General features: G+C 63.5%; 26 protein-coding genes. 12 read left to right on the top strand and 14 right to left on the bottom strand.

The window, feature by feature from the left end:
* Positions 1-30: 30 nt before the first annotated feature.
* The 4 genes from scpB to ACPZMI_RS07940 form a co-directional block, all read right to left on the bottom strand.
* Positions 31-798, bottom strand: coding sequence for an SMC-Scp complex subunit ScpB (scpB, locus tag ACPZMI_RS07955; protein ID WP_186719089.1), 768 nt, complete (start codon positions 796-798; stop codon positions 31-33).
* Positions 799-813: 15 nt separating this feature from the next.
* Positions 814-1,512 carry a segregation and condensation protein A gene (locus ACPZMI_RS07950; protein ID WP_186666677.1) on the bottom strand — a complete coding sequence of 233 codons (699 nt, stop codon included), beginning with the start codon at positions 1,510-1,512 and terminating at the stop codon, positions 814-816.
* A 125-nt stretch (positions 1,513-1,637) separates the two neighbouring features.
* Positions 1,638-2,267, bottom strand: coding sequence for an L-threonylcarbamoyladenylate synthase (locus ACPZMI_RS07945; RefSeq protein ID WP_426352006.1), 630 nt, complete (start codon positions 2,265-2,267; stop codon positions 1,638-1,640).
* A 13-nt stretch (positions 2,268-2,280) separates the two neighbouring features.
* On the bottom strand, positions 2,281-3,141 hold the full coding sequence (locus ACPZMI_RS07940) for a PHP domain-containing protein (protein ID WP_186666505.1): 861 nt from the start codon (positions 3,139-3,141) through the stop codon (positions 2,281-2,283).
* Between the two features lie 67 nt (positions 3,142-3,208).
* Between ACPZMI_RS07940 and ACPZMI_RS07935 the strand changes: the two genes are divergently transcribed.
* The 4 genes from ACPZMI_RS07935 (at position 3,209) to ACPZMI_RS07920 (ending at position 5,313) form a co-directional block, all read left to right on the top strand.
* Positions 3,209-3,805, top strand: coding sequence for a septation protein A (locus tag ACPZMI_RS07935; RefSeq protein WP_186666507.1), 597 nt, complete (start codon positions 3,209-3,211; stop codon positions 3,803-3,805).
* 1 nt (position 3,806) lies between these two features.
* Complete coding sequence (locus ACPZMI_RS07930) at positions 3,807-4,106, top strand: YciI family protein (RefSeq protein ID WP_186666509.1); 300 nt, start codon at positions 3,807-3,809, stop codon at positions 4,104-4,106.
* Positions 4,107-4,238: 132 nt separating this feature from the next.
* Positions 4,239-4,628 carry an SH3 domain-containing protein gene (locus tag ACPZMI_RS07925; RefSeq protein ID WP_426352005.1) on the top strand — a complete coding sequence of 130 codons (390 nt, stop codon included), beginning with the start codon at positions 4,239-4,241 and terminating at the stop codon, positions 4,626-4,628.
* 7 nt (positions 4,629-4,635) lie between these two features.
* Positions 4,636-5,313 carry a response regulator transcription factor gene (locus ACPZMI_RS07920; RefSeq protein ID WP_054891952.1) on the top strand — a complete coding sequence of 226 codons (678 nt, stop codon included), beginning with the start codon at positions 4,636-4,638 and terminating at the stop codon, positions 5,311-5,313.
* A gap of 35 nt (positions 5,314-5,348) precedes the next feature.
* Here the strand turns inward: ACPZMI_RS07920 and ACPZMI_RS07915 are convergent, their stop codons facing one another.
* A complete protein-coding gene (locus ACPZMI_RS07915) occupies positions 5,349-5,564 on the bottom strand; it encodes a DUF1127 domain-containing protein (RefSeq protein ID WP_426352004.1) in 216 nt (71 codons plus the stop codon).
* 96 nt (positions 5,565-5,660) lie between these two features.
* Here ACPZMI_RS07915 and ACPZMI_RS07910 point away from each other — a divergent pair, with 96 nt between their 5' ends.
* Positions 5,661-6,512, top strand: coding sequence for a LysR family transcriptional regulator (locus ACPZMI_RS07910; RefSeq protein WP_186666515.1), 852 nt, complete (start codon positions 5,661-5,663; stop codon positions 6,510-6,512).
* 6 nt (positions 6,513-6,518) lie between these two features.
* On the opposite strand, the gene ACPZMI_RS07905 is transcribed toward ACPZMI_RS07910, so the two are convergent.
* Entirely contained in the window at positions 6,519-7,268 is a 750-nt protein-coding gene (locus tag ACPZMI_RS07905) for a sulfite exporter TauE/SafE family protein (protein WP_186666678.1), read from the bottom strand.
* Positions 7,269-7,384: 116 nt separating this feature from the next.
* Between ACPZMI_RS07905 and ACPZMI_RS07900 the strand changes: the two genes are divergently transcribed.
* From ACPZMI_RS07900 to ACPZMI_RS07890, 3 genes are all read left to right on the top strand, one after another.
* Positions 7,385-8,338, top strand: coding sequence for a LysR family transcriptional regulator (locus tag ACPZMI_RS07900; protein WP_411383009.1), 954 nt, complete (start codon positions 7,385-7,387; stop codon positions 8,336-8,338).
* Between the two features lie 57 nt (positions 8,339-8,395).
* Positions 8,396-8,851 carry a MarR family winged helix-turn-helix transcriptional regulator gene (locus tag ACPZMI_RS07895; protein WP_186666519.1) on the top strand — a complete coding sequence of 152 codons (456 nt, stop codon included), beginning with the start codon at positions 8,396-8,398 and terminating at the stop codon, positions 8,849-8,851.
* 127 nt (positions 8,852-8,978) lie between these two features.
* A complete protein-coding gene (locus tag ACPZMI_RS07890) occupies positions 8,979-9,407 on the top strand; it encodes an organic hydroperoxide resistance protein (protein WP_426352003.1) in 429 nt (142 codons plus the stop codon).
* 59 nt (positions 9,408-9,466) lie between these two features.
* On the opposite strand, the gene efp is transcribed toward ACPZMI_RS07890, so the two are convergent.
* Complete coding sequence (gene efp, locus ACPZMI_RS07885; RefSeq protein ID WP_028691737.1) at positions 9,467-10,036, bottom strand: elongation factor P; 570 nt, start codon at positions 10,034-10,036, stop codon at positions 9,467-9,469.
* 48 nt (positions 10,037-10,084) lie between these two features.
* Positions 10,085-11,215: an elongation factor P maturation arginine rhamnosyltransferase EarP gene (gene earP, locus ACPZMI_RS07880; protein ID WP_288376165.1), complete on the bottom strand. Its 1,131-nt coding sequence runs from the start codon at positions 11,213-11,215 to the stop codon at positions 10,085-10,087.
* A gap of 145 nt (positions 11,216-11,360) precedes the next feature.
* Between earP and ACPZMI_RS07875 the strand changes: the two genes are divergently transcribed.
* Complete coding sequence (locus ACPZMI_RS07875; protein ID WP_426352002.1) at positions 11,361-11,747, top strand: hypothetical protein; 387 nt, start codon at positions 11,361-11,363, stop codon at positions 11,745-11,747.
* Between the two features lie 2 nt (positions 11,748-11,749).
* The gene (locus tag ACPZMI_RS07870; RefSeq protein ID WP_426352001.1) at positions 11,750-12,232 is read left to right on the top strand and encodes a GreA/GreB family elongation factor; all 483 of its coding nucleotides are present in this window, start codon (positions 11,750-11,752) and stop codon (positions 12,230-12,232) included.
* 9 nt (positions 12,233-12,241) lie between these two features.
* On the opposite strand, the gene ACPZMI_RS07865 is transcribed toward ACPZMI_RS07870, so the two are convergent.
* Positions 12,242-13,174 (bottom strand): LysR family transcriptional regulator, encoded by a 933-nt coding sequence (locus ACPZMI_RS07865; protein ID WP_426352000.1) that lies wholly within the window; start codon positions 13,172-13,174, stop codon positions 12,242-12,244.
* Positions 13,175-13,295: 121 nt separating this feature from the next.
* Between ACPZMI_RS07865 and ACPZMI_RS07860 the strand changes: the two genes are divergently transcribed.
* Complete coding sequence (locus tag ACPZMI_RS07860; protein WP_426351999.1) at positions 13,296-14,045, top strand: 3-oxoacyl-ACP reductase family protein; 750 nt, start codon at positions 13,296-13,298, stop codon at positions 14,043-14,045.
* 35 nt (positions 14,046-14,080) lie between these two features.
* Here ACPZMI_RS07860 and ACPZMI_RS07855 read toward each other — a convergent pair whose 3' ends face one another.
* The 5 genes from ACPZMI_RS07855 to ACPZMI_RS07835 all read right to left on the bottom strand — a co-directional run bounded on the left by ACPZMI_RS07855 (position 14,081) and on the right by ACPZMI_RS07835 (position 20,382).
* Positions 14,081-15,427 carry a TolC family outer membrane protein gene (locus tag ACPZMI_RS07855; protein ID WP_411383013.1) on the bottom strand — a complete coding sequence of 449 codons (1,347 nt, stop codon included), beginning with the start codon at positions 15,425-15,427 and terminating at the stop codon, positions 14,081-14,083.
* 10 nt (positions 15,428-15,437) lie between these two features.
* Entirely contained in the window at positions 15,438-16,730 is a 1,293-nt protein-coding gene (locus ACPZMI_RS07850; protein ID WP_426351998.1) for an HlyD family type I secretion periplasmic adaptor subunit, read from the bottom strand.
* On the bottom strand, positions 16,727-18,448 hold the full coding sequence (locus ACPZMI_RS07845; RefSeq protein WP_426351997.1) for a type I secretion system permease/ATPase: 1,722 nt from the start codon (positions 18,446-18,448) through the stop codon (positions 16,727-16,729). Before ACPZMI_RS07845 ends, ACPZMI_RS07850 begins: the two co-directional genes overlap by 4 nt.
* A 37-nt stretch (positions 18,449-18,485) precedes the next feature.
* Positions 18,486-18,863, bottom strand: coding sequence for an AprI/Inh family metalloprotease inhibitor (locus ACPZMI_RS07840; RefSeq protein WP_186711674.1), 378 nt, complete (start codon positions 18,861-18,863; stop codon positions 18,486-18,488).
* 61 nt (positions 18,864-18,924) lie between these two features.
* Complete coding sequence (locus tag ACPZMI_RS07835) at positions 18,925-20,382, bottom strand: serralysin family metalloprotease (RefSeq protein ID WP_186711675.1); 1,458 nt, start codon at positions 20,380-20,382, stop codon at positions 18,925-18,927.
* A 443-nt stretch (positions 20,383-20,825) separates the two neighbouring features.
* Between ACPZMI_RS07835 and ACPZMI_RS07830 the strand changes: the two genes are divergently transcribed.
* Positions 20,826-21,200, top strand: a complete 375-nt coding sequence (locus tag ACPZMI_RS07830) for a hypothetical protein (RefSeq protein ID WP_186666536.1) — start codon at positions 20,826-20,828, stop codon at positions 21,198-21,200.
* Positions 21,201-21,344: the final 144 nt, after the last annotated feature.

The following is a 21,344-nucleotide window of genomic DNA, read 5'->3' as shown; positions in this document are numbered from 1 at the left end:
GGCGGTTAGCCCGCAAAACGCCAGCGCAGATCAAGGCTTGTCCTCGTCCTCGACCACATCCTCTTCCTCGCGTAAATCATCAAAGTCGATCTTGAGCCCCTCTTCCATGGCATCCAGCTCCACCAGCAGGCTGCGGAAGCTGGTTTCCTCCTTCGGCTCACCCTCGCCCTCCAGCTCATCCTCGCCCAGGCTGGCATCGGCCAACGCCTGCAGGTGCGCGGGCACAGGCGCATCGTCCAGGTCGTCGAGCACAGGCTCTGGCTCCATCTCGCGCAGTTCGGCCAGGGGCGGCAACTCATCGAGGCTCTTGAGATTGAAATGATCGAGAAACGCCTTGGTGGTGGCGAACATCGCCGGACGGCCCGGCACCTCGCGGTAGCCGACGATGCGGATCCACTCGCGCTCCATCAGGGTCTTGATGATGTTGCTGTTGACGGCCACCCCGCGCACGTCCTCGATCTCGCCCCGAGTGATCGGCTGGCGGTAGGCGATCAAGGCCATGGTTTCGAGCAGCGCACGGGAATAGCGCTGCGGGCGCTCCTCCCACAGGCGACCGACCCAGGGCGCGAAGTCCTCGCGAATCTGCAAGCGGTAGCCGCTGGCCACTTCCTTGAGCTCGAAGGCGCGGCCATTGCACGACTTGCCGAGCACCTCCAGGGCCTTCTTGAACACGGCCGGCGCCGGACGTTCTGCCTCCTCGAACAACTCGAAGAGGCGCTCCAGGGACTGCGGCTTGCCAGAGGCCAGCAGAAAGGCCTCGATCAGCGACGCCAGGTCGCGGGGTTCGTTCAGGTTCATCGGCGCTCTTAACTGTCACTCGGCCCGGGCACGGACATGGATCGGGGTGAAAGGCTCATTCTGCACCAGTTCGATCAGCGATTCCTTCACCAGCTCGAGAATCGCCATGAAGGTGACCACCACGCCGAGCTTGCCCTCCTCGACGCTGAACAGCTCGATGAAGGGTACGAAGCCGCCGCCCTTCAGACGCTCGAGCACCTCGCTCATGCGCTCGCGGGTCGACAAGGTCTCGCGGGTGATCTGGTGGCTTTCGAACAGATCGTTGCGACGCATGACCTCAGCCATGGACAGCAGGATCTCCTCCAGCGCGACTTCCGGCAGCAGCTTGCGGACCCTGGCCTGCGGCGCCTCCAACTGCGGCACCAGCACCTCGCGGCCGATCCTCGGCAGCTCGTCGATGCCCTCGGCGGCAGCCTTGAAGCGCTCGTACTCCTGCAGACGGCGGATCAGTTCGGCGCGCGGATCGCCCTCTTCTTCCTCGACTTCACTGGAGCGCGGCAGCAGCATGCGCGACTTGATCTCGGCGAGCATCGCGGCCATCACCAGGTACTCGGCAGCCAGCTCCAGGCGCACCGACTTCATCAGCTCGACGTAGCCCATGTACTGCCGGGTGATTTCCGCCACCGGGATGTCGAGGATGTCGATGTTCTGCTTGCGGATCAGGTACAGCAGCAGGTCCAGCGGGCCCTCGAAGGCTTCGAGGAAGACCTCCAGAGCATCCGGCGGGATGTACAGGTCGACCGGCATTTCGGTCAGCGCTTCGCCATAGACCAGCGCCAGTTGCAGTTGCTGCGGCGCCTCGGCCTCGACCAGCGGCGCCTCGGGGGCCTGCACCTGGCTCACGCGTTGACCAGGAAGGGCGTGGGGTTGCCGCAGCCTTCGCGGATCAGCTTTGGCTCGTCACCGGACAGGTCGATGATGGTAGACGCCTTCAGATCGCCGAAGCCGCCATCGATGACCAGATCGACGTGGTGCTCCAAGCGTTCGCGGATTTCGTAGGGATCGGTCATCGGCGCATCGTCGCCGGGCAGGATCAGGCTGACGCTCATCAACGGCTCGCCCAGTTCCGCGAGCAGCGCCAGGGTGATGCCATGGTCCGGCACGCGCAGGCCGATGGTACGGCGTTTTTCATGCAGCAACAGGCGCGGCACCTCGCGGGTCCCGTTGAGAATGAAGGTGTAAGGGCCGGGGATATGGGCCTTGAGCAGGCGGAAGGTGCCGGTATCGACCTTGGCATACAACCCCAGCTGCGACATGTCGCAGCACATCAAGGTGAAATTGTGCGTTTTATTCAGGCCGCGCAGGCGCCGGACCCGCTCGATCGCCGCCTTATCGCCGATCTGGCAACCCAGGGCGTATGCCGAATCGGTCGGATAGACCACCACCCCGCCCTTGCGGATGATCTCCACGGCCTGCTTGATCAGGCGCGCTTGCGGGTTCTCCGCATGAATCTGGAAGAATTGACTCACGTAATCGTCCTGTTCATACCGCCATAGGCTGTTCATGGCTGAATCGGCGCCACAGAGGTGGCAGGTCCTCGGGCAATGGCCGGTAGGCACCGATCTCGCCCCAGGTGCCGGGGCCGTGGAAGTCACTGCCAGCGCTTGCCAGCAGGCCGAACTCACGGGTAAGGATGGACATCGTGCCCACTTGCTCGGGCGGCATCATGCCATTGACCACTTCAAGCGCCTGCCCTCCCGCTTGAATATAGTCGGCGATCAGGCGTCTGCGCTTGCTGCGAGTCAGTTCGTAGTGCATGGGATGGGCCAGGCTCACCCAAGCGTTGGACTGGCGAAGGGTCCCGACAGTTTCCTCGAGCGTCGGCCAATGCAGCTTGACGTCGCCCAGCTTGCCGGCACCCAGCCATTTGCGGAACGCCTCACCGCGGTCCTTGACGTGCCCGGCGCGCACCAGGAACTCGGCGAAGTGCGGGCGCGCCGGGGCGTTGCCACTGTCACCCAGCTCCTGCTGTACGGCACGCGCGCCCTCGAGCGCATCCGGCATGCCCTTGCCCGCCAGACGCCTGGCGATATCCTCGGCGCGCAGCCAGCGACCACGGTGCAATTGCTCGATGGCCTCCAGCAGGGGCGGCGCATCGAGGGGGAAGTTGTAACCCAGCACATGGATGGTCGCCCCACCCCAGGTGCATGACAGCTCCACCCCGCTGACCCATTGCATGCCCAGGTCAAGACACGCCTGGCGCGCCTCGGGGAGCCCTTCGAGGGTGTCGTGATCGGTCAGCGCCAGCGTGCGCACCCCGTGCTCGTGGGCGCGGGCGACCAGTGCCGTGGGCGACAGGGCGCCGTCGGAGGCCGTGCTGTGACAGTGCAGATCAACATTCATGGAGGAGCGCTTTCGCCGGAATCGATGTTTGTTATTATGCCGTCACATCCCGCTTCTGGCTGCCACTGTGAAACAATTCATCGATTTCATCCCGCTGCTGCTGTTCTTCATCGTCTACAAGCTGGACCCGCGCCCGGTCGAATTCGCCGGTCAAAGCTTCGAGTTCGGCGGTATCTACAGCGCCACGGCGATGCTCATCCTCAGCTCCGTGGTGGTCTACGGCGCGCTGTTCCTGCGCCATCGCAAGCTCGAAAAAGGCCAGTTGCTGACACTGGTGGCGTGCCTTGTCTTCGGTGGCCTCACCCTGGCCTTCCACAGCGAAACCTTCCTCAAATGGAAGGCGCCGGTGGTCAACTGGTTGTTCGCCCTGGCCTTCGCCGGCAGCCACTTCATCGGCGACCGGGTTCTGATCAAGCGCATCATGGGGCACGCACTGACACTCCCCGAAACGATCTGGAACCGCCTGAACGTCGCCTGGATCCTGTTCTTCCTGGTCTGCGGCGCAGCCAACCTGTTCGTCGCCTTCACGTTCCAGGAGTTCTGGGTCGACTTCAAGGTCTTCGGCAGCCTGGGCATGACCGTGATCTTCCTGGTGGCCCAGGGCGTGTACCTGTCGCGCCATCTGCACGACGCCGACCCTTCCACCTCCAAACCCAAGGATTGACATGCTCTACGCCATCATCGCCAGCGACGTCGCGAACTCCCTGGAAAAACGCCTGGCTGCCCGCCCTGCGCACATCGAGCGCCTGCAGCAACTCAAGGCCGAAGGTCGAGTGATCCTGGCCGGCCCGCATCCGGCCATCGACAGCAACGACCCGGGCGCTGCCGGTTTCACTGGCAGCCTGATCGTCGCCGAGTTCGACTCCCTTGCCGCCGCACAGGCCTGGGCCGACGCCGACCCGTACATCGCGGCAGGCGTGTACGAGAAGGTGGTGGTCAAACCGTTCAAGCAAGTGCTGCCCTGAGCCCGATCGTTTCTGTTCGCGTGCAAGCCGTGACGACGACTTGCACGCGAACAGGCCCAGGCAATCCACGGATTCATCTATTGCGACCTACTGCCGACAACCTTCTGAATCGAACAAGAATCAGGAGTTCCGATGCGCCAAGGTCCGATATCCCTGCTGCTTTTCTGGCTGTTGCTGCTCTCTCCCCTCGCTCTCGCCGAACAGCCTCTGTCGCTGGAAGCTGGCGCGCGCATCACCGAGCTGCAGCAGCGCCTGGAAGACAGCGAGAAACAGCGCGCTGCGCTGAGCAAACAGCTGCAAGATGCCGACAGCGCCCGGGAAAGCACCCAACTCGAACGCCTGCGCCAGGACAACCAGCGCCTGCAGGCTGCGGTGGAAAAACTGCAGGCCAGCAGCCCCCTGCACCTGCTTACCGACCAGCAGCAATGGTTCCTGATCGGATCGGTCGTTGCACTGTTGTCGGCAGTCTGCGGTATCTTAGCCAGCGGCGGACACAGAAGACGCCGACAATGGTTGAATTGAGTGAGTCATGAGCGAGCTGTTACTGATTGATGATGACCAGGAGTTGTGCGAGCTGCTCGGCAGCTGGCTGACCCAGGAAGGCTTTGCGGTCCGCGCCTGCCACGACGGCGAGAGCGCGCGCCAGGCCCTGGCCGCACACGCCCCGGCGGCGGTGGTGCTGGATGTAATGCTGCCCGATGGCAGCGGTCTGGAACTGCTCAAGCAACTGCGCAGCGACCACGCCGAACTGCCGGTACTGATGCTGTCGGCCCGTGGCGAACCGCTGGACCGCATCCTGGGCCTGGAACTGGGTGCCGACGATTACCTGGCCAAACCCTGCGACCCGCGTGAGCTGACCGCTCGCTTGCGTGCCGTGCTGCGCCGCAGCCACCCGGCGGCGCCCAGCACCCAGATCGAGATCGGCGACCTGGCCTTCAGCCCCGTGCGCGGGGTGGTCAGCATCGATCAGCGCGAGATGAGCCTGACACTCTCCGAGAGCCGCATCCTCGAAGCCCTGCTGCGTCAACCCGGCGAGCCATTGGACAAGCAGGAGCTGGCACAGATCGGCCTGGGCCGCAAACTGACGCTCTATGACCGCAGCCTGGACATGCACGTCAGCAACCTGCGCAAGAAGATCGGCCCCCACGCCGATGGCCGCCCCCGCATCGTCGCCCTGCGCAGCCGCGGCTACTACTACAGCCTGTAAACGCCGCGGGGCGGCCCTGCCCCGCAGCGACACCTTCATTTGCGCAATGGATCGTCCCAGAACGGGCGCTCCACCTCCTGCAGGGTATCCGCCCGACTCAACCCCAGATCGTGCAGCGCATCGTCGCTGAGGCTGGCCAATTGCCGCCGCTGGCGGTACAGCTGTTGCCAGCGCAGCAGTCGCTGAAGCGCCTGGGCGAGAAGTTGGCCCAAGGAGAAGGAGGTGTGCGTGACGCCGAAATGACCTTTCATCGTGAAGCCCTCCGTGTGAGTGGCTTCAGTCTCGCGCTGGGCTTAGGATCAATCCAACGAATGTTTCTTATGTCTTGCATCTGGAGAATTGATGCAATGTCCACCTACCAGAGTCTCGACGCCGAGGTCTTGCGCACCTTCGTCGCCATCGCCGAACAAGGCGGCTTCACCCGCGCCGGGGAGGTCGTCAACCGTACCCAGTCGGCAGTGAGCATGCAGATGAAACGCCTGGAGGAAGACATCCTCCAGCGCCAGTTGTTCGAACGCGACGGACGCCAGGTGCGCCTGACCGCCGAGGGCCAGGTGCTGCTGGGTTACGCCCGGCGCATCCTCAAGCTGCACGGTGAGGTGTTCAACACCTTGCGCATGCCGCACATGGTCGGCGTGGTGCGCATCGGCACTCCAGACGACTACGCCATGCGCTTTCTGCCGGCGATTCTCGCCAGCTTCGCCTGCAGCTATCCGCTGATCCAGGTGGAGGTGCATTGCGAGCCATCGAAGCAGTTGATGCAGCGCCAGGACCTGGACCTGACCATCATCACCCGCGAGCCAGGTGCCGAGGTGGGCCAGCTGCTGCGTCAGGAGCGCCTGGTATGGGCAGCCGCCAAGGGCTTCTGCCCCCACGAACAGAGCCCGATGCCCCTGGCGATGTTCAACACCGACTGTTTCTGCCGCACCTGGGCCTGCAACGCCCTGGACCATCAGGGGATCGATTACCGCATCGCCTACACAAGCCCAAGCCTGGCGGCCATCTTTGCCATCGTCGGCGCAGGCCTGGCGGTTACAGCCCAGTTGCAGAGCCTCATCAGCGACCCTCTGTGCATCCTCGGCGAAGACCAGGGCCTGCCGCAGTTACCGGTGGCCAATGTGATGCTGCTGCGCAATGCGCAAAGCCACTCGCCGATCACCGACTGCATGGCCGACTACGTGATCGACGGCTTCAGGTAAACGCGATTACAGCTCCAGGCCCAGCATCACCGCACAGACAATCAGAAACACGCAGAACAGCGTACGCAGCACTTTCTCGGGCAACGCATGGGCCAGCTTCACGCCCCAGCTGATGCTGAGCAGACCGCCCACCGCCAGTGGAATACCGGCATGCCAGTCAACGCTGCCATGAACGCCATAGGTGAGCAGTGTCACCATGGTGCTCGGCGCCGCAAGCGCCAGCGACAGCCCCTGGGCCACCACCTGGGTGGTGCCGAACACGCTGGTCAGGATCGGCGTGGCCACTACCGCGCCGCCAACACCGAACAGCCCGCCCATGCTACCGGCGAAGCAACCCAGCACACCCAGCCAAGGCCAGGGATAACGCAACTGGCTGCTCGGCGGGCTGACCTTCATGAACATGCGTGCCACGTTCCACACCGCCAGCGCCACCAGGAACGCGACGAAACCCAGGCGCATGGAGTGCGCATCGAGCCCGACCGCCCAGATCGACCCCAGCCACGCAAAAATGAAACTGCACAGCGAAAGCGGCACCGCATGGCGCAGTTCGATGCGGTTGCGTTGATGGTAGCGCCACAGCGCCAGCAGCACGTTGGGCACTACCATCACCAACGCCGTGCCCTGGGCCAGTTGCTGGTCGAGACCGAACAGCACTCCCAGCGCAGGAATAGCAATCAACCCGCCGCCGATGCCGAACAGGCCACCCATGGTGCCCAGCGCCGCGCCTAAAACGATGTACATCACCCACTCGATCATCAGTGCCTCATCCGACAGCATTCTCAATCCTGGCATGCTACCCAGTGCAGGCTGGCGGGGAAACGCACAGCAGCGCACAATGGCTTTGCGTTTTACGCAAAAGCATGGAAAGGGTCATGAGTCCAGATATCCTCACCGAACAACTGAGTCTGTTTCTCGACGTGCTGGAAACCGGCAGCTTCTCTGCCGCCGCGCGTCGTCACCCCTTGACGCCTTCGGCAGTCGCACGACGCATCGACAACCTGGAAAACGCCGTGGGCAGCCGCCTGTTCGTGCGCAGCACCCATGCCGTGCGCCCGACCCCAGCGGGCAATGCCTTCGCCGAACGCGCCCGGCGCATCATCGAGGAACTGCGCCTGGCACGCGCTGAAGCGGTATCCCTGAGCAATGCACCGGAAGGCCTGATCCGCATGGATGCCCCGGCAGCCTTCGGACGCCGTCACCTGGCACCCGCGATCGCCGACTTCCTGGTGGCCTACCCCGGGCTCGATGTGCAACTGCGCCTGATCGACAGTTTCGTCGACATGCACGGCAGCCACCTGGGCGAGGTCGACCTGGTGCTGCGCGCAGGTACTCTGGCCGACACGCGACTGGTCGCCACACCGCTGGCCTACATGGTGCGCATCGCCTGCGCCAGCCCGGCCTACCTGGCCGCGCGAGGGGTGCCTACCTGCCCCAGCGAGCTGCCGCAGCACGACGGCCTGGACTGGGATGGCCTTGCACCACCGTTCGCCTGGCGCTTCGCCGTCGATGGCCAGGTGCGCCTGTACCGCCCGGCACGCCTGCGTATGACCGCCAACAACGCCGAAACCCTGCTGTTCGGCGCCCTCGCCGGCCTTGGCATCGCCCATCTGCCCACCTGGCTGGTCAGCGAATACCTGCTACGGGGTGAACTGCTGCCGCTGTTCTGCGAAAACGGCCTGCCCGGACCGGAAACCACCGGTATCTATGCACTCCGGCTCGAACATGAAACGAACTCTCGCAGCCGCTTGCTGCTCGAATTCCTCAAGAGCCGCTTCAGCCCGGTCCCTCCCTGGGACCTGGCGCTACGCAGTGGACTGCGTGGTTGATGAGCGCTCTAACGATCTGCGTGCTAGATTCTTAACTGAACTCATTCAAGGACTTGCATGAACGCCGACACCAAAGCCCCCTGCGACGAGCTGCTGCTGGACAACCAGGTGTGCTTCGCCCTGCACTCTACCTCGTTGCTGATGACCAAGGTCTACAAACCCTTGTTGCAGGCCCTGGGCCTCACCTACCCGCAATACCTGGCCATGCTCGTGCTGTGGGAGCAGGACGGCCTGACCGTAGGCGAAATCAGCCAGCGCCTGTTGACCGACCCCGGTTCGCTCACCCCGCTGCTCAAGCGCCTGGAAAGCGAAGGCCTGCTCAAGCGCACCCGCAGCCGCGACGATGAGCGCGTGGTGCTGGTGCAACTGACCGACAAGGGCCGCGATTTGCGCGATGAGGCCAGCAAGGTGCCGCACTGCATCCTGGAAGCCTCCGGGCGCACGGTGGAACGCTTGCAGAAGCTGCAGGCCGAATTGCTCGACCTGCGCGACAGCCTGCAAAAAAGCCTCTGAGGACTATGCTGTGAAAGCCTGTCGGACGAATGGTCGAAAATTTATCTTGCGCACTAAATAATTGCGCGCTAATTTAAACCCACACCCACCCAGCGCCAAGGCGCACAGCACACAAGCGAGGCTCAAGATGCAAAAGGTCACTCCCCTGTACATCGCAGAAGCAACCTCCACTGGTGGTCGCGACGGCAAATCCCGCTCCAGCGACGGCAAGCTCGAAGTCAAGCTGAGCACCCCTAAAGAGCTGGGCGGTGCTGGCGGTGAAGGCACCAACCCCGAGCAGCTGTTCGCTGCCGGCTACTCGGCCTGCTTCATCGGCGCGCTGAAGTTCGTCGCCGGCCAGGAGAAGAAAGCCCTGCCTGCCGACGCCTCGATCACCGCCAAGGTCGGTATCGGCCAGATCCCCGGTGGTTTCGGCCTGGACATCGACCTGCACATCAACCTGCCGGGCCTGGCCCAGGCAGATGCCGAAGGCCTGGTGGAGAAGGCGCACAAAGTCTGCCCATACTCCAACGCCACCCGCGGCAACGTCGATGTGCGCCTGCACGTGACGGTCTGAGTAAACGCCAGACACAAAAAACCCGGCCAAGGCCGGGTTTTTTGTGGGTCGCAAGAAGATTACTTCTTGGAACGGCCCTTGAAGCTGTTGTCGCGAGTGTCGATGTCGATCCACTCGTCGATCTGGATGAAGTCAGCTACCGAAATCTCGGTACCGTTCTTCAGCTTGGCAGGCTTCATGACCTTGCCCGAGGTATCGCCGCGAGCAGCGTTCTCGGTGTAGACAACCTGACGGCTGATGGTGGTCGGCAGTTCAACCGATACCAGGCGGCCTTCGAAGAAGACGGCTTCGCAGACATCTTCCATGCCTTCTTCGATGTACGGCAGAACGGCGTCGATGTCTTCGGCGTTCAGCTCGTACATGGTGTAGTCGGTGGTGTCCATGAAGGTGTACGAGTCACCGCTGATGAACGACAGGGTCGCTTCTTTGCGATCCAGGATCACGTCGTCCAGCTTGTCGTCCGCACCGTAGACGGTTTCGGTCTTGTAGCCGGTCAGCAGGTTCTTCAGCTTGGTCTTCATGATCGCGCTGTTACGGCCCGACTTGGTGAATTCCGCTTTCTGGACCAGCCACGGGTCGTTGTCGATCCGCAGTACGGTACCGGGTTTCAGCTCTTTACCAGTTTTCATTACGAAGTATCCGAATCTGGATGGATTTATAAAAATCGAGGCCGCATATCATATCCAATTTCGGTAAAACTGTACCAGCGCTGTGGCAAGGTCCGGCCGAGTGGCCTGTTCCAGACACCATTGCCGGGCGTGCGTCTGCAGTTGCGGCCAGTGTTTGAGCACCCCGCGCCAGGCCTCGCCCATGTCACGATCCATGTTCCAGGCACGCCACAACGCCACCAGTGCATCTGCGGCATCGTCCGACAGCCCCTGTCGATAGATCTTGAGAAAAGCCTCGAGCTTTTCCCAGTGAGCGTTCTCCTCTTGCACGTAGATGTGCCACAGCAGAGGGCGCCCGGCCCACTGGGCACGCACGAAGGAATCCTCGCCGCGCACGGCATTGAAGTCGCAGCACCAGAGGATACGGTCGTAGTCGTCCTGGCTGACGAATCGTAGCACCTGCAAGGTCAGCGCCCCGCGCTGGCGCACCTCGCCCACGGCCAGTCGTTCACCAAGCCACGCATGCAGGTCGGACAGGATTCGACCTTCGGGGACCAACAGGTGGGTGGGCTGATCGTCTGCCGCCAGGGCTTCCAGCCAATGGCCCAACTGCGCATTCTCGTAGGCGAACAACGACATCAGTCGCGCCTCGGGCGCAGGCTTCACGCCGAGGCCGGCAAGGAATGCCTTGCGCGCGGCTGCATCCTGCTCGAACGCAGCACGCTTGCCCAGCAGTTCGCCTTCACGCAGCAAGCCGCCGGTATTGGCGGTGAAGCCTGGGAAGAAAAACACTTTGCGCAGGCCATTGGGTTGTGGCGACGGCAGCCCATGACAACCCTCGACCCAGTCTTCGGCGCTCAGGTATTCGAGGTTCAGCCACAACGCCGGTGTAGGGCGACCGGCCAGGGCTTCGACATAGGCCGCCGGTAGTCGGCAACCGAAGGCACCGATCACCACCTCGGCGGTTTCGCATGCGGGCCAATCGACCGGCCAATGGCATACCTCGACGCCTTGCTGATATTGCCGCGCGGCCTGTGGATCAGCCTCCGGGCACAGGCGTGCGAACGCCTGCAGGTCGTCCACCCAAAGGCGCACGGTCAACGCATGCTCACCCGCGAGCTGGCGTGCCAGGCGCCAGGTGACGCCAATATCGCCGTAGTTGTCGACGACCGTGCAGAAAATGTCCCAGGTGGCTTTCACGACCACTCCCCTCGCAACGCGGAAAAACCATGGATTGTGCGGATAAACGGGCACCGACAAAAGCGCTACCGACACACCGGCAATAAAACAAATCGCACAGCCATGCGACAATGGCCCCTCGATCGACCCCTGCCAGGAGGCCACGATGCCCCGTCGCCGCGAACTGAAGATCACCCTGAACCCTTTGCAGTTGATTGTCTGCGTGGCCCTCGGCCTGTGGCTCGGCGCCGTCGCCATCGCTTCAAGCCTGTGGCTGGCCTGGCAGTTGTGGCCGCAGCAGGTCGCACCACTGGCCCAGGCAGTGGCCCCGGCACGCACCGCCCCCGCCCCGGTTGCCCCGCCGCAACCGGCTGACGCGCAGCAGGCGATGTTCGAGCGCTACAAGGAGATCCTGAACACGCAGCAAGCCCAACAGGCCATCGAGGCCAACCCGCGCAACCTGAACAACCCCAAATGCCAGTTCTGGCTGCAGCAGAACCGCAATGCACCGACCGACAAGAGCCAGGCCAACGTGCTGGAGTTCTGCCACTGACCATGGACAAGCCAACCCTGCTCGCGCGCATCATCGACACCCTCGAGCACGACATGGAGGTGCTGCGCCGCGCCGCCCAGACCGCCTACGAAACCGCCACCGCCGAAGAGAACATCGCCGAGAACAAGTACGACACCCTGGGGCTCGAGGCCTCCTACCTCGCCACCGGCCAGGCACGCCGTACCGCCGAAATCCGCCAGGCGCTGCTGAGCTACCAGCAGTTGCTGCTGCGCGACTACGACCCGGCGCGGGGGATCCAGCTCAGCAACCGGGTAACGCTTGAAGACGAGCAAGGTCGCCAGCAGTTGCTGTTTCTCGGCCCCGAGGGCGCCGGACTGAAAATCGGCGAAGGCCCTGGACTGGTGACCGTGATCACCCCGCGCTCGCCGCTTGGCAAGCAGTTGATCGGCAAGAAACTCGATGACGAAGTAAGCCTGATGCTCGCCGGGGTGGCGCAGGTGCAGTTCGTAGTCGAAGTCGACTGACGGCAGGATTCAGACGCCTGCCATCGCATCGAACTGCTTCGCCAACCCCTGCGCCTCGAAACACGCCACCAGATAGTCGATGAACGCGCGGGTCTTGCCCGGCAGCAGCTTGCGCTCGGCGTAGTAGACACTGACGCTGCCATCATCCACATACCAGTCCGGCAACACCCTGCACAGGCGTTTGCTGGCGAAGTACGGCACGGCGAACGGCATGCTCACCAAGGCAATCCCCAACCCTTGTTCCGCCGCAGCACAGGCTGCATCCGAGTCGCTCATGGTCATTGCCTGGCGCAGTTGCAGCGGGCGCTGCTCCCGGCTGCGACTGGTCAGCGGCCAGGAACGCACTCGCCCGGTCTGCGGCGAACGGATCAGGATGCCATCGTGCTGGGGCAACTGCTCCGGCATCTGGATCGACGCATGCCGCTGCAGGTACTCAGGTGCGGCGACCAAGATCCGGTGTGCAGGCGCCAGCTTGCGCGCAACCACACCCGGCGGCAGGTCGAAGCCGCCGCCGATAGCGGCATCGAACCCTTGGCCGATGAGATCGACCTGGCGGTTGTCGAAATGCCAGTCCGGGGTGATTGCCGGGTATCGGCGCAGGAACTCCCCCAGCAACGGCAGCACGTACAAACGCCCGAACACGATGCCCATGCTGACCCGCAGCACCCCGGCCGGCTGGCCTTCGCTGCTGGCCAGGTTGGCGACGGCGTACTGGATGCTGCGGAAACTCTCGCTCACTTCACCGAGAAAGCGTTGCCCGGCCTCGGTCAGGGTCAACTTGCGCGTACTGCGCTGGAACAGGCGCACACCCAGGCGGGACTCCAACTGGGCGACGTTCTTGCCCACCGCCGCAGGCGTGATCGACAAGCGCCGGGCGGCCTCGGCGAAGCTGCCGACCTCGGCACTGGTGATGAAGCACTCGAGGCTGCTGAAGGATTCCATGGGCGATTCCCAACCAAAAGTTCACTCTGACGATAGCGATTGCCATCTTATCAGCAGGTAATACCCAGCCGATACTGGGCTCATCCAAGGCACACCGCCTTGCTCGCTTCAGGAGAGCAGCATGTCCCACGTATCGAACCTCGAAGGCAAAGTCGCCCTGGTCCAGGGCGGTTCCCGCGGCATCGGCGCCGCCATCGTCCGGCGCCTGGCCCGCGAAGGCGCGCAAGTCGCCTTCACTTATGTCAGCTCCGCTGCCCCCGCGCAGGCCCTGGCTGATGCCATCAACGCCGAGGGTGGCCGCGCCCTGGCCTTGCGCGCCGACAGCGCTGATGCCAGTGCGGTGCAGCAAGCGGTGGAAGACACCGTCAATGCCTTCGGCCGCCTCGACATCCTGGTCAACAACGCCGGTGTACTGGCCGTGGCGCCAGTGACCGAATTCGACCTCGACGACTTCGACCGCATGCTGGCGATCAACGTGCGCAGCGTGTTCGTGGCGAGCCAGGCTGCGGCCCGGCACATGGGCCAGGGCGGCCGGATCATCAACATCGGCAGCACCAACGCCGAACGCATGCCGTTCGCAGGCGGCGCGCCCTACGCCATGAGCAAGTCGGCGCTGGTCGGCCTGACCCGCGGCATGGCCCGCGACCTCGGGCCCCAGGGCATCACCGTCAACAATGTGCAGCCTGGCCCGGTGGACACCGATATGAATCCGGCCAACGGCGAGTTCGCCGACAGCCTGATCCCGCTGATGGCGATCGGACGCTACGGGCATGCCGATGAAATCGCCAGCTTCGTCGCCTATCTGGCCGGCCCGGAAGCTAGCTACATCACCGGTGCCAGCCTGCTGGCCGATGGCGGGTTCGCCGCCTGAGGCCATGGCGACAGGGAGCGGCCCAATGGCCGCCCCTATCCGCCGGCCGCCACGAAGGCTTCGTCTACCCGCGCCAACTGCGCTTCGCTCAAGGTTCCCGCCTGGTAATGCAGCTTGATCCAGGCCAGCAGGTAGTCGTAGCGCGCCCGCGCCAGGTCACGCCGGGTGGTCGCCAGTTGCTGTTCGGCATTGAGCACATCCAGATTGACCCGCTCGCCCCCTTGCACACTCTTGCGCGTCGACACCACCAGAGCCTCGGCCGCCTGCAGCGCCCTTTCGTAGGCGCGCAGGCGACTGGCACCGGACTCGCAGGCGTTGTACTGCTTGCGCAGCTCGATCAAGGTGCTGCGGGTATTACCGTCGAGCTCGTACTCGGCCTGCTCCAGATGCCGGCTGGCCTGGCGCGTCGAGGCGCTGACGCCACCACCGGCAAACAGCGGCACGCTGATTTCGATACCGACGGTGTTGGTGTCGTAGCGCTGGTTGTAGGTATTACCACTGTCCGACTCCTGGCGCCGCGAAGTCGCGAAGGCGCTGACCTTGGGCAGGTGCCCGGCACGATTGCGCTCGACCTCGTAACGCGCCACTTCCAGCGCATGGCGCTGCGAGCCGAGCTGCGGGTTGCTGGCCAGGGCCAGCGATTGCCAGGCCTCGTAACCGCTGGGCATCACCTGCGGCAAGGCAAAGCCGCTGCGCAGGGGGGCGAGCATGTCGATCTGCACCGCCGGTTCGCCAATCAACGCGCCGAGTTCACGCAATGCGGCATCCTCGTCGTTCCGCGCCTGGATTTCCTCGGCATCAGCCAACTCGAAACGCGCCTGGGCCTCGAGAATGTCAGTGCGCGTCCCCTCGCCGGCCTGGAACAGGCGCTGGTTCTGCTGGAATTGCTGGCGATAGGCCTGCTTGCTGGCCACGCTGATAGCGATCTGGTCTCGGGCGTACAGGGCCTGGGTATAGCTGGTCATCACTCGCACCAGCAACTGCTGGCTCTGGTCGCGAAAGCTTTCGTCGGCGAACAGCGCCTGGGCCACCCCTTTGCGATAGGCCGCATAGGCTTCGTAGTCGAACAACGGTTGCTGGAGGATGAAGGTCGAGCCATAGCTGTCATAGCGCCTGTCTTCGCTGGAGCGACGCGAATCACCGAGGTAGCTGGCCTTCGAATCGTTACGGCCCTTGTTGTAGCTGTAGGAAAGGTTGGGCAGCAAGCCTGCGCGGCCGATGGCCCGGTACTCCTGGCCCGCCTCACGGGCCTTGAAGGCTGCAAGGTAGGTCGGATCGCGGCGCAGCGCCTGCTCGTAGACCTGGAACGGCCCCATGCTGGCCTGGGCCAGTGTCGGCAGCAGCACGAAGGCCAGCAGCAGCCTGGTTGCAGATGTGTTCATCAGCGCGTCCTTATTGTTCGGTCAAGGCGCTGCCTGCACGGTCGAGCAGGGGCTTGAACAGGTAGTTGAGCAGCGAGCGCTCGCCAGTGCGCACGAACAGTTTGGCTGGCATGCCCGGGCGGATCGCCAAGCCCTGCAAACGCGCCAGCGCCTCTTCGCTGACGGTGCTGCGCAGCACGTAGTACGGCTGGCCACTGCGCTCGTCGAGCAACTGGTCGGCCGACACCAGCGCCACTTCGCCGGTGACCCGTGGCGTGCTGTTCTGGTTGAAGGCTGTGAACAGGATATCGACCGGCAACTGCGGCGCGACCTTGTCCACCAGGTTCACCGGCAGGCGCCCTTCCACCTCCAGCGCCGTACCTTGCGGCACGATCTCCAGCAACGTGTCGCCTGCCCGCACCACTGCACCTTCGGTGTGTACCCCCAGGTTGACGGCGATGCCGTCGGCTGGCGCGAGGATCTCGCTGTGACGCAACTCGAAGCGCGCCGAGTTGAGCTGCTGCTCCAGCGTCGCGGCCTTGACCTGGGCCTCGGCCAGTTGGGTGCGCACCTCTTTCTGGTATTCCTCACGGCGCTGCTGCAGGTTGAGCCGAGCCTCGACGATGCCCTGTTCCAGGCGCGCGCTGTCGCCCGCGTTCTGCGCCAGGTCACGTTGCACCTGGGACAACTGACGCTGGTATTCGAGCACCCGATTGCGCGGGATGTAGCCCTCGCCAGCCAGCGGGCGCAGGTTGTCCAACTGCTCGCGCAGGGAGTCGGCCTGGGCCTGCAGGTCGCCCCGTGCCCGGCGCATGCCGGCCAGTTGGGCCTGGGAGCCTTCGATGCTGGCCGACACCGCGCCCTGTTCACGGGCCAGGGCCTGGCGACGGCTGTCGAACAACTGGCGCTGACCTTCAAGAACCAGGCCGAGTTGCGCGTCGGACTCATCCATCAGCTCAGCAGGAAACTGCACCTGCCCCGCGTTGTCACGCTCACCGCGCCAACGCGCCAGGCTGGCCAGGGCCAGGCGGTACTGGGCCTGCAGCGCCTCGACATCTGCCTGTACCTGGGTACGGTCGAGACGGAACAGCGGCTCACCCTGACGCACCGTCTGCCCTTCGCGGACCAGAATCCGGCTGACCACCCCGGCAGCCATGGACTGCACCGCCTTGCGCTTGCCCGACACCACCACGGTGCCCTGCACCGCCACGCCCTGATCCAGCGGCGCAAGGCTGGCCCAGGCCATGAATCCGCCAAACCCCAGCAGGGTCAGCAGCCAGCCAAGGCGGACATAAAAACGCGCATCGCTTGTCGCGCGGCTCATGCGCCACCTCCGGCTTGCAGCGGCCGCTGCGTGGTGCCCTGGCCCAGCGCCTGGAGAATATCCCGCGCAGGGCCAAACGCCTGCACACGCCCGTCGTTCATCACCAGCAGCTTGTCGGCCTGGGCCAGAGCCGCACTGCGATGGGTCACCAGCACCACAGTGCGCCCCAGCGCCTTCAACTCAACGATGGCATTGGCCAGCGCCGCCTCGCCAAGGCTGTCGAGGTTGGAGTTGGGTTCGTCGAGCACGATCAGGCACGGGTTGCCATAGAGCGCACGCGCCAGGGCAATGCGTTGTTTCTGGCCTCCGGAGAGGTCGCCGCCGCCCTCGCCAAGGCGTGTGTCGTAACCCTGCGGCAAGCGCAGGATCAACTCATGCACACCCGCCAGGCGCGCCGCTTCCACCACTTTGTGGCCATCAAGTTCGCCGAAGCGGGCGATATTCTCGGCGATGCTGCCGCGCAGCAGCTCGATGCCTTGCGGCAGATAGCCGATATACGGACCAAGCGCATCGCGGTCCCATTGGCAAAGCTCGGCGCCATCCAGGCGCACCTGGCCCGCCAGTGGTTGCCAGACGCCAACCAGCAGCCTGGCCAGGGTCGACTTGCCAGAGCCCGAAGCCCCCAGCACCCCCAGCACCTCACCGGGTGCCAGGGCAAAACTGACCTGCTGCACGGTAGCCACCTTGCGCCCCGGTGGCCCGCCGCTGACCTGCTCAATGGACAACTGGCCGCCAGGCGCCGGTAGCGGCATTGGTAGCGCCGGTTCAGGGTGCTCCTGCAGCAGGGTTTCCAGACGCTTGTAGGCCAACTGGGCACCGCTCCACTGCTTCCACACCGCGATGAGCTGGTCGATTGGCGCCAGCACCCGGCCCATGAGAATGGAGCCGGCAATCATCATGCCCGGCGTCATCTGGCCCTCGATCACCAGCAGCGCCCCAAGGCCCAGCACCAGCGACTGCAAACACAAGCGCAGGGACTTGCTGGTGGCCGTGATCACTGCCGACGTGTCGCTGGCACGGTTCTGCAACTCGAGAAAGCGTCCGTGCAAGGCAAACCAGCGCTGACGCAGCGCACCGAGCATGCCCATGGCCTGGATGCTCTCGGCGTTGAGCAGTTGGCTGCCGGCCAGGCTGCTCGACTGCTGCTGCAGGCTGCTTGCCTCGGCCAACGGGCGCTGGGTCAGGCGTTCGTTGAGCACAGCCAGCAGCACCAACAGCAAGGCTCCGGCACTGGCGAGCACACCCAGCCAGACGTTGAACAGGAAGATCACCGCCAGATACACCGGAAACCACGGTGCATCGAAAAAGGCGAACAACGCGGGGCCGGTGACGAACTGACGCACTTGGGTCATGTCGTTCAAAGCCTGGCCAGCGGCGCCATCACCTTGGCGCAAGTGACGCTCGAACGCGGCGCGATAAATCCGCAGGTTGAAGCGCTGCTCCAGTCGATGGCCGACTCGAATCACAATGAAACTGCGCACCGCCTCCAGTACGCCCATATAGACGAAGAAACCCACCACCATCAGGGTCAACATCCACAAGGTGGTTTCATTCTGCGAAGTCAGTACACGGTCGTACACTTGCAGCATATATATCGATGGCACGAGCATGAGAATATTGATCAACGCAGTAAAACAACCGACGCTGATCAACGTCGATTTGAATTCGCCAAGTGCCGCCCACAGAAGTGCGCCGGGCCTGTTGCTCGGAAGTTTCATGTTTCGCCCTTATGGCCGTTATAACCTGGCCGGGTAATTAGTTGTCCACACGCTCCAGCACCACTGCACTGCCGGCAGCAGACGTCCAGGTATAGCGACCGGCGCCCTGGCGGCTGAAATGCACCACCGTGCTGCCATCGCTGCCCACCAGGGCCAAGGTGTCGGGGGTCACCAGCCAACTGCCCGGGCGCACGCCGAGCAAGGTTTCGGCGCAGGCCAGGTCGCCGTCCAGCGCGCCCTCGCTGGCAGCCAGGTTCAGGCTGCAGGCGCTGGCCTGCTGCGGTTGCGCATAAAGCTGCCAGCGCCCGGCCAGTTGCGCGGCGTTGGGGAGTAGCAGGCTGCTCGCCATACCTACCTCGGTCATCGACATCAGGGAAATCGCGGCCAGCGCGATCATTCGTTTGATTGCTCGCATCCACCCACCTCACGTGGCTGGGAGCGACCCATGCAATACAGCGTGAGCCGCTCCCGGCCCATCAGACCACGATATCCGTGGCGACGGCCTGACCCACCGTGGTCACCAGGAAGTCAGCCAGGCTGTTTCCGGTGAAATCGATGGACAGACTGCCCAGGTTGGTCGCCTGGTCATAGCTCAGGACCGCCTCGCCGGCATGTCCGGTGAAGGCGCTGACGAACTCCAACGGCAGCTTGCCCTGGGAAAACGCCGAGATCGCAGACAGATCGATCTTGTCCTGACCACTGACGAAATCCATGATCCGATCCGGCGCACTGACCGTGGAGTCGCTGATGGCGCCATAGACGAAGGTATCCGCACCGCTTCCCCCCCAGAGGGTGTCAGCCCCGCCACCGCCGTAGATGATGTCGTTGCCGGCACCGCCCTTGAGCACGTTGGCCACCGCGTTGCCAATCAGCAGGTCGTTGCCCGAACCGCCGATGGCGTTCTCCACCGTCACGCCCTTGGCGATCGAGACGTTGCCGATCATGCCGCCAACATCGGAGAACGAAGCCTCGTTGAGGTTGATCTTCTGGTTCTGGGTGAACCCGGAGAAATCCAGGGTGTCGTTGCCACCACCATCCCACACGCTGAACACCACCTTCGACGACGCCGAGGTAGCCGAGTAGAAATCGCGGTCGGCGGTGGAGTTGAAGCCATACACGGTATCGCCCGAGCGGGTGGCGTAGTTGGCGCCGTAGAGCTTCTGGATGGCGGCGATGTCGTCCATCAGCGGGGCCGAGGCATAGTACTGCCCGCCGCCCTTGACGAAGTTCTGCGCCGTGTTGCTCTCGCTCCAGTAGCTCATGACACTGTAGCCACGGGTGTCCTGCGCATACGAAGCGTCACGATAGCTCGGATTGCCTTCGCCGGCGTTGTAGTCGCCGGGATGGGACAGCCCGAGTACGTGACCGATCTCGTGGGTCAGGGTCTGGCGGCCGTAGTTGCCGGTGTCCGGGTTGATGTTCACCTGATAGCCGCTATTGATCAGGTACCAGGACTCACCCTTGTGCGAACCCCGGCCATCGAACGGCAGGTAGGCAAATGCCGCCCCGCCATTGCTGGCGCTGAAGTTGCCGAAGGTCATGTGCCCGTCGCCGCCCGAAGCGGCTTCGGTAAAGGTCACCTTGGCCACATCGCCCCAGGACTCCATGGCCAGCTTGGCCTGGGCCTTCTGCTGGTTGTTGAACTGGCTGAAGCTGCCCAGGCCACGGCTGACGAAGTCCGCCGGTGCCTTGGTCAGGAAGGTGTAGGTGAGGCTGATGGTGCCGTCCTTGTTCAAGTCCTTCCAGGACGCCCCGTCGCGCAGCAGCTGGGTGGCTGCCTGGTCGACGGTGAACGAAGGTTTGCCATTGATGTTCGCGCCACCGCGATCGTACTGGTGGGCGAAGTTGTTGATCAGCCCGAAGGCCGAACTCGGCCCGTTCGGCTGCAACACCGAGGCGGCGGAAACAACAGCATTTGCTTTGACTTTCGACATGCAGACACTTCCTTGTTTGCGGAATAGTTGATGTTCGACAGGAACGCTCAAACTTTCGGCGAGAGCATCCTGTCACTCGCCCTTGTGAGGCGCAAAAAAACTGACACATCCTGAAACTTTCTGTCCAGTGTTTTTTGACGTCATTTTTTCTGCGTGAATCACGCATCTGCTGTATCGCTGTTATTTGCGCAAACTGTTATCGGGCAATTGCATTAGGGAATACCCCCAATCCAGATAATGACTGATCGGTTTAATATTCAGGCCGGGGAAGTTTTATTATGAAAAGGCGACGGAGTGCTGGTGTTTCAATGAGGCCATTCGTTATTGGCGCGGATGTCGCGACAACCGGTCGCATGACCCTCCGTCGCCTGCTCGTTGACTTGCCGAGGGGTGCGGCGCTCAGTAGGTGCTGGTCACAGCCCTTCCACTGACAGGACGACACAATGACAAGACTCACGGTGCAATCCGGCGACTTCTTGCAAGGTGAAGGCGAGTATCGCAACGGATCGCTCACACTCAAGACCCCACGCAGCCAGGCCGGTGAGCGCATCTCACTGGCCCGTATCAAGGACCTCAGGCTTGCCAGCCTGGAATCGAACCGCAATCTGGGCGCCACCCTCGGCTGGGGTGTGGCCGGTGCCTTGGTGGCCGGACCGGTCGGCCTGCTCGCCGGCTTGTGGCTGGGCGGCAAAGAGGAAGAAGCCACCTTTCTTGCCACGTTCAAGGATGGCCGCAAGCTGCTGGCCATTACCGATGGCAAGACCTGGTCGAAGATCGACGACACCTGGCGCCAGCGGCAAAAACCAAGTCAGCAATAAAGCAAGCTGATTCGAGTTCGTCTGAATGATCGAGGTGTTCTTTTCGCGGGGAAGAACGCCCCCCCCGATAACACACCGCCCTTAATTCGTTGGGGCGGGAGTGCCCGCAAAAAAAAAACAACACAAACCCCCAAAACCCAAACC

The sequence above is a fragment of the Pseudomonas wayambapalatensis genome (assembly GCF_049942315.1).
GTDB lineage: Bacteria > Pseudomonadota > Gammaproteobacteria > Pseudomonadales > Pseudomonadaceae > Aquipseudomonas > Aquipseudomonas wayambapalatensis.
The sequence above is the reverse complement of the archived record's forward strand: the minus strand, read 5'-3'. Positions and strand labels throughout refer to the sequence as shown.